The sequence below is a fragment of the Nonomuraea cavernae genome (genome assembly GCF_014646355.1).
Taxonomy (GTDB): Bacteria; Actinomycetota; Actinomycetes; order Streptosporangiales; family Streptosporangiaceae; genus Nonomuraea; species Nonomuraea cavernae.
This window is the reverse complement of sequence record NZ_BMNH01000058.1, coordinates 1-6,938: the sequence shown is the minus strand read 5'-3', so window position 1 is coordinate 6,938 and position 6,938 is coordinate 1. Positions and strand designations below refer to the sequence as shown.

Genomic DNA, 6,938 nt, shown 5'->3' with positions numbered 1-6,938 from the left:
TCGTCATACGACGGGCGGCGCTCCGGGGTCTTCGACACCCCAAGATCATCCCACCCTGCTGGCGATGCTCACGCCAGCATGATCACGAACTTCTGAATGCCTACGGGGGAGCTGCACCGTCCAGATCGCGTGAGAGCAGGGTTTGTCCTTCCGGCGCAGGCAAGCGTGTTCACCCCGCGCACCAACCGTCGAGGCTTCTATGAGCATTCTTGAATATACTCGAAAATGCGAGGCAATCTATCTCTAACCTCGCTTGGATCATCTACATTCCATTCTTCGCCATTGAAGTCGTAGGCTGAACCAAATTCGACTCCTCGTGAGGCTCTAACCTCCTCAGAAAGATGGGAGCTGTCACTACCGGTAAGCGCTTCATAGGTATCGAATGCTACTGAGGCGAGCGCCCCAAAATAGGGCGATGTCTCCGCAGACCAGCCTGACTCTCTATCACTAGGACTCCATGCTGCGTCTAGATCAATTAGATGTCTGATACGAGAAAAGGAGATCAGGCTATCCGGCTCGATGGCAATCGTATCGAAATCTTTTTTTCCAAGCCCGATAAGCCAATATTGAAAATCCATAAATCGGTCAGACGAGCCGATGTTAAATACGTTATAAAAGGCTCCGAACATATCCCATGTATTCACTCTTTCTCGGGTAATGCACAACCACATCCAGAAATCAAGCACTGCCTCCATCCCACGGTTTTGCAACTGCCGCTTCAACCAGTTCACGCGGTCGACCTTTGTTTGGGTCTCGCCACGGGACTGTTCGATAAGAGTCCAAAATTCTGCGATACTCATGCTTCTAAAGCGTTGCATGTTTATCCTTATGCTAGAGGTGACCAGTAGAAGCTGCGGTCAATGCAGCTTAGATGATTTCGTGGCATCATCGTTTCTGTTCGCACGCTGACGGCTCTGAGCAAGTCAGGGAAATGTATATCATGAATCAAGCCAGGGTGCCACGCTTTTATTCACCTGTTCTCAAGGCGGCGCGGTTACTTGATACCCCGATCGGTTCCGCCAGGAAATCCCAACGACCTAGGAGTGAGGGTCCTCCATGAGTTACCAGAACCAGAGCCAAGCCGCCCCCATTCGCCTTTACCTGACCCTCCGGTTCGCATTTCAAGTATCACATTTCGCCCCCCTGCCCCGATCGGTTGACGCAGGCCAACGCCCAACCTCTGAAGCTCCCTTAAGCCGAACTCCCTTCGTGTCATTCGATTTTTATTTGTGAGGCTCATAGGTCTTTGCTTGTTCCAGCGGTCACCGATAGCCCAAGCGCCGACAGCTATGCCAGCGTCGAGAATGACATCTTCCAAACCCATCATTAAGTTCAGGTCGGTTGTCCTGAAAATTATCTGCATCTTACAGCCGTTCGAACCGCAACCGAAAGTGTGATTCTTATATTTGGGTGCTCGCGTCTTGAAATCATCAGCCTGGCCAACCTTAAGCGGATTTCCCCTCGAATCAACGAGTATGTATACACCGCCCGCCGCCGACCTATCTCCGAAGCCGTCATCTCCATTCCAGATAAGGACCGAAAAGGCATTGAATCCCCATTTCAACATCAGTTGCCGTACGCCATACTCCTGCTTCCATCTGGCCTCGTCGGGCTTGCAATTGTTCTGATTCTTACCCCCACAGTACGCATCGGCAAGTATCTTCTCGGTCTCTCTCAGCCAGAACCCGCCACTGTCGATACAGCTCCAGTGCACGCAGATTTGATCGGAATCGATCATTTTTTGAATATGGGCCATAGCCTTGCCAACGGAAGGGAAGGTTACCCGTCTCTTATCCCACCAGACTGTATACGACCTAGAGTGGCCAGGGTCCTGCGCCGCCCCGGACCTTCCGCTGGATTTCGTGGAAGATGATATATGTAGTGCCCATGCTATATCAAACGTAGCTGGATCATGTCCTTTGTAGGCTTCCTTTATGAAGTCATCTATTAGATCTTCACTTGCCTCCCAGAAGCCTTTTTTGGGATTCCATCCATTCGGTAGAACATTCCATCTTTTCATTTCTTCTTTGGTCATGACCGACACGAAGCCGCCAATCACGGCTCCGGCGCATCCCCGAACATCGCAGGCGGCGGGACCGCTGCCATAGCTTCGGCCGCAGCTTCCGACGCAATAGCCGCCTTCGCCGCCACTGTCTCCGAGGACGATGCCGTGTTGGGCGTAGCTGTCTGCGAGGCTCTGTCTGTCGTAGCCGCCGCTGTATGAGCTGCCCCAGTTGTCGAGTTGGGTGGTGTAGTGGCCGGTGGGGTCGATGCCGGTAAGGGGTGAGGCGTTAGCGTAGGTGTAGCGGTTGGCTTGGACGGATGGGTTGGGGTTGAGGGTGGCGGTATCGCGGCTGGTGAAGGTTCCGGTGCCGGGCTGGTACCAGCGGGCGTGCATGTTGACCTTGCCGGTGTCCGGGTCGGTGTATTCGCCCTGGTAGCCGAGATTGGTCGGGGTTCCGGTCTGCGCGGTGATGGTGCCGAAGGGGTCATAGGCGGTGGTGGTGGCCAGCGCGGTGCTGGAGAAGGTGGCGACCAGGTCGCCGTGCAGGTCGGTCATGGCGGCGAGGGCGGGGTTGGTGCCTTCCTGCTGGCCGAGCAGCCCGCCGGCCGGGTCGCGACCGTAGCGGGCTTGGACGCCGGCGCTGGTGTCGCTGATGGTGGCGAGGTCGTTGCCGAGCCCTGTGTAGGCGAAGGTCTGGTGGCTGGTGCCGCGGATGCGGGAGGTGAGGCGGTCGAGGGCGTCGTAGCTGTAGAGGCTGTCGCCGTCGGCGATGAGCCGGTCGAAGGCGTCGAAGGTGAGCTGGGTAGTGGTGCCGTTCTTGGTTTCGCTGGCCAGGGTGCCGCGTGCGGTGTAGGCGTAGGTGGTGCCGTCGCCGCTGGTGAGGCGGTTGCGTTCGTCGTAGGTGTAGGTCTTGGTGCCGGCTTTGGTGCGGTTGCCGGAGGCGTCCCATTCGTAGGCGGTGACCGCTCCGCCGGGGGCGGTCCAGGAGGTGAGGCGGCCGGCGTGGTCGTAGGCGTAGGTGTTGGTGCCTGCTCCGGCGGTGCCGGCGGTGGTCTTGGTGGTGAGGTTGTCGTCCTTGTCCCACCCGTAGGTGATCTTCGCGAGTTGGGCGCCGGTGTTGCGTTTGAGGGTGTGGGTTTCCAGCCGGTCCATCGCGTCGTAGGTGAAGGCCTGGCTGTCGGTGGCGGTGGCGCCGACGGCGGCGTTCATGGAGGTGAGACGGCTGGCGGCGTCGTAGCCGTAGGTGAGTTTGCGGCCGGTGACCGGGTCGGTGGCAGTGGCAAGGCGGTTGGCGTTGTCCCAGGTGAACGCTGCCGTTCCGGCGGCGTCGACGCGCTGGGTGGGGTTGCCGAGTGCGTCGTAGGCGTAGCTGGTCTGCACCGCAGCGCCGCGGGTGATGCTGAGCGGCAGGCTGCGGTCGTTGTAATCGACCGTCAGGTCCCCGATGGCCGTCTGGCGTCCGGCAAGGTCGTAGCCGAAGCTGCGCTCCGCGCTGGTGGCTCCGCCTCCGGCACCGGTCTCGGCGGTGAGCCGACCGAGGTGGTCGAAGGCGCGGTCGATGCGCACCCCGCCTGGCTGCAGTTCGGCGACCGGGTTTCCTGCCGGGTCGTAGACGGCGGTCCAGGTGCGGTCGGCGACGTTCGGGTGAGAGGTGGTGGCTGGCTCAGTCACCACCTCGGCCAGCCCGAGACTGTTGTAGCCGGTCCAGGTGGCGTTACCCCGGCCGTCGGTTAAGCGGGTACGGGCACCGGTAGCGTCGTAGCCGAATTCGGTGATGATCGACTCACCCGTGGAGATTTGTTCGACCAGCGAGGTGACGCGGTTGAGCGCGTCGTAGGTCTGGGTGGTGACGTGGCCTTCGGGCGAGGTGGCGCTGATCGGGTTGCCGGCCGGGTCGTAGCTCGTGCTGGTGGTGCGCAATACGGTGCCGGACGTGTTCAGGTCCTTGACGGCGGTCTTGCGGCCGGCCAGGTCGTAGTCGGTAGTGGTGGCGTTGCCGAGCGGGTCGGTGGTCTTGATCAGGCGGCCGGCCAGGTCGTAGGCCAGCGTGGTGGTGTTAGCGGCCGGGTCGGTCTGTTCGGTGACCTCACCGGCGGCGTTGACCATGTAGTTGGTGGTCTTATTGCCCGGTGCCACCGTCTTGGTCAGATACCCGGCGTCGTTGTAGGTCAGCGTCGTGGTGTACGCCGCTGTGCTCGGCTTACGCTCGATCATCGTTTCGGTGATCTTGCGGCCGAGGCTGTCGTAGGTGGCCTCCGCGCGCGCGCCGGTCGGATCCACGCCGGCCAACTGCTCACCCACCAGGTCGTACTCGGCCACCCATCGACCGGCCGTCTGACCGGTCGGGGCCGGGTCGGTGACACGCACCTGGCGGCCGAGCAGGTCGTACTCGAAGGTGCTGACGTTGCCCCGCGGGTCGGTGGTCGTGATCAGCTGCCCGGCCGGGTCGTAGGCGTTCGTGGTGGTGGGGGTGACGGCGGTGCCGCCGGGCGGGGTGTAGCTGGGGGCGCTCGTGCTGGTCAGCCGACCGGCCTTGTCGAAGACCGAGGTGACCGTGCGGCCCTCGGCGTCGGTCACATGGGTCTGGGCACCGAAGGCGTCATAGCCGTAGCGGGCCGACGGGCGTGCCGTGTTCGCCGTGTTGGCCTTGTCGACCTGTACCTCGGGTGCGATCACTTCTACCAGGCGGCCGAGCAGGTCGTAGCGCATAGTGGAGGTGAAATCCTCCGGGTCCACCCCGTTGGTGTTACCGCGTGGGTCAGTGGAGGCGGTGAGCAAGCCACGGTCGTCGTAGACGGAGGTGGAGACGAGATCCACGGCGCCGTTCTCCACCGTGGTGCGGGTGACCTGGTTGACCTTGTTGTAGGCGTACTCGGCGACTTCCGTACGAGCGGTTCCGGCGCTGGTGCGCGTGCTCTTGGTGACGTTGCCGTTGGCGTCATAGACGTACGCCGTCTTGCGGTCTAGCACGCCAGGGTCGAACGTCTGAGAAGTGAGCCGACCGGCCGCGTCGTAAACGAACGTGGTCGTCGCCGTGCCGCCACCGGTCACCAGCTTGGTCGGGTTGCCCGCTGCATCATATGTGTGGTCCTCCAGCGTCACGTCACGGGCCGTGCCGGAGCCGTTCAGTGTGACGTCGTCGGCGATCTTCTTGGCCGGCAGGTTGTCGTTGAAGTACGTATATGAAGTTTTGCGGCCCATGGCGTCCTCCTGGGCAGCAAGCCGGCCGCCCAGGTCGTAGGCGAACGATTCCAGCAGCACATCCGTAGCTGCATGCGGGTTCACCGGGCTGCCGGTCCAGCCCTTCAGCGTCCGCGTGTTCAGCTCGCCACGGTTGCTGTAGCCGTGCTCCACCACCGCGCCCCGGGCGTCGGTCACTCTGGCCAACTGGCCGAGGCTGTTCCACTGTTGCTGGACGACGCCGCCCTCGGGGCCAGTAATCGTCGCTACTCGGCCCAGGCCGTCGTAGGTATAGGCGGTGACCCGCTCGGCCTGCCCGCCCGTCAGATCGGAGATCTTCTCGCTGAGCTTGTTGCCGTCCACGTCGTAGGCGAAGGTCGTCCGCTTGGTGTGCGTCACATTGGAGATTTCGTTCTTCACGCCCGGCTGGGTCTCGGTCAGCAAGCGGCCGAGCGCGTCGTAGGTGAGCGTGGTCGTCACACCGGTCGGATGCGCCTGGGAGACTTGGCTCTTACTCGTCACGCGGCCGAGTGCGTCGTACGCCAGCCGGACGACCAATCCCTCTGGGTCGATTTGCTCAGCCAAGTCTCCGGCCGAAGTGTAGCGGTAGGTCCATGTGTTGCCCCTTGCGTCGGTCTGCGACGCGATAAGGCCCGCCAGTGTGGTGCCACCGCCCACCGCTGCTTCGCTGCCGTCGGTATAGGTCAATGTGACCGAGCGGCCGTTGGAGAAATCGGGCGTGGCCGGCGTTGTCTCCTTCGTTGCCTCGCCGTGCTCGTTGTATTCCCATGTGGTGGCGTAGGTGTTGTCTTCCAGAGTTGACGAACGCGCGTCGCGGTATGTGACCATCTGGTCATTACGTGGATCGAACTCATCGTCCTCGTTCACGTAGTACTCGGCGTAGGCGTTTTGACAGCTCGATGAGGTGCGGCACGACTTACCGCGGATCGGGTTGCCGCGTTTGTCGTTCCACCATCGGAGAACGTTGCCGTTCCGGTCAGTCATCTTCGCCAGGAATCCGCCAGTATCGTATTCATAGCTAGCGGGGAGCTGCGACTGGTCCTTCTCATAGACCAAGCGGGATGTGCGCCAATTGTCATAGCCATAGGTCAACGTGCCGTTGCGCGGATCGGTGACAGTGACAGTGGACACCTTTTCGATCCAGTCAGTGCCGGGTTCGCTGATCTGCCATGTACCGCCATGGCGGTCCGTGTGTGTCTTGAGGCGGTCGGTTGCCGTGTCGTAGGTGTTGGCGGCCCAGGTGCGCCCAGATGGCAGAGTGATCGTCGCGAGCTTGTTGGGGATCTGTGCCCGGGCAGCGTAGTGCGTCTGGATCTCGGCATCGCTGAGCGGCTTGTCGTAGAGCGCGAACTCATCGATCGTCCCTACGAAGGAGAAGGCGCCGCTGGTGTTGGGGCCGCCGGGGATGTCGGACCACGAGGAGGCCCGGTCACCGCTGCCCACGTACGCCGCTTCTCGATATTCCGGGTAGATCTCTCCGGATATCTCGCCCACGGCCTGACCGTCGAGGAAGAGCTCCTGCCGTCCATCAGCCACGTTGAGAACGACGTGATGCCACTGATTGTCGGTGACCGCAGCCGCGCTGGTGATCGGCGCGTACGTATAAGGACCACCGTTGGTACTGATCTCGCCTAGTACTCCAGTGACACTTCGCGATCATGGTTCGGATCTGCACTGGTAGTGGCAGCGCCGGGCGGCTGCTTGGTGGCGACGGCGCCAGTTTGACCAGCGC

General features: G+C 61.5%; 2 protein-coding genes. Both read right to left on the bottom strand.

Annotated elements, in window-relative coordinates:
• Positions 1 to 197: 197 nt before the first annotated feature.
• Positions 198 to 800 carry a DUF4240 domain-containing protein gene (locus tag IEY82_RS38575; protein WP_189129251.1) on the bottom strand — a complete coding sequence of 201 codons (603 nt, stop codon included), beginning with the start codon at positions 798 to 800 and terminating at the stop codon, positions 198 to 200.
• A 194-nt stretch (positions 801 to 994) separates the two neighbouring features.
• Positions 995 to 6,832 carry an RHS repeat-associated core domain-containing protein gene (locus IEY82_RS38570; RefSeq protein ID WP_225264412.1) on the bottom strand — a complete coding sequence of 1,946 codons (5,838 nt, stop codon included), beginning with the start codon at positions 6,830 to 6,832 and terminating at the stop codon, positions 995 to 997.
• Positions 6,833 to 6,938: the final 106 nt, after the last annotated feature.

What these genes read in the sequence shown, in the direction of transcription:
- IEY82_RS38575 (WP_189129251.1), bottom strand. Translation starts at nt 800, where the DNA reads ATGAGTATCGCAGAATTTTGGACTCTTATCGAACAGTCCCGTGGCGAG.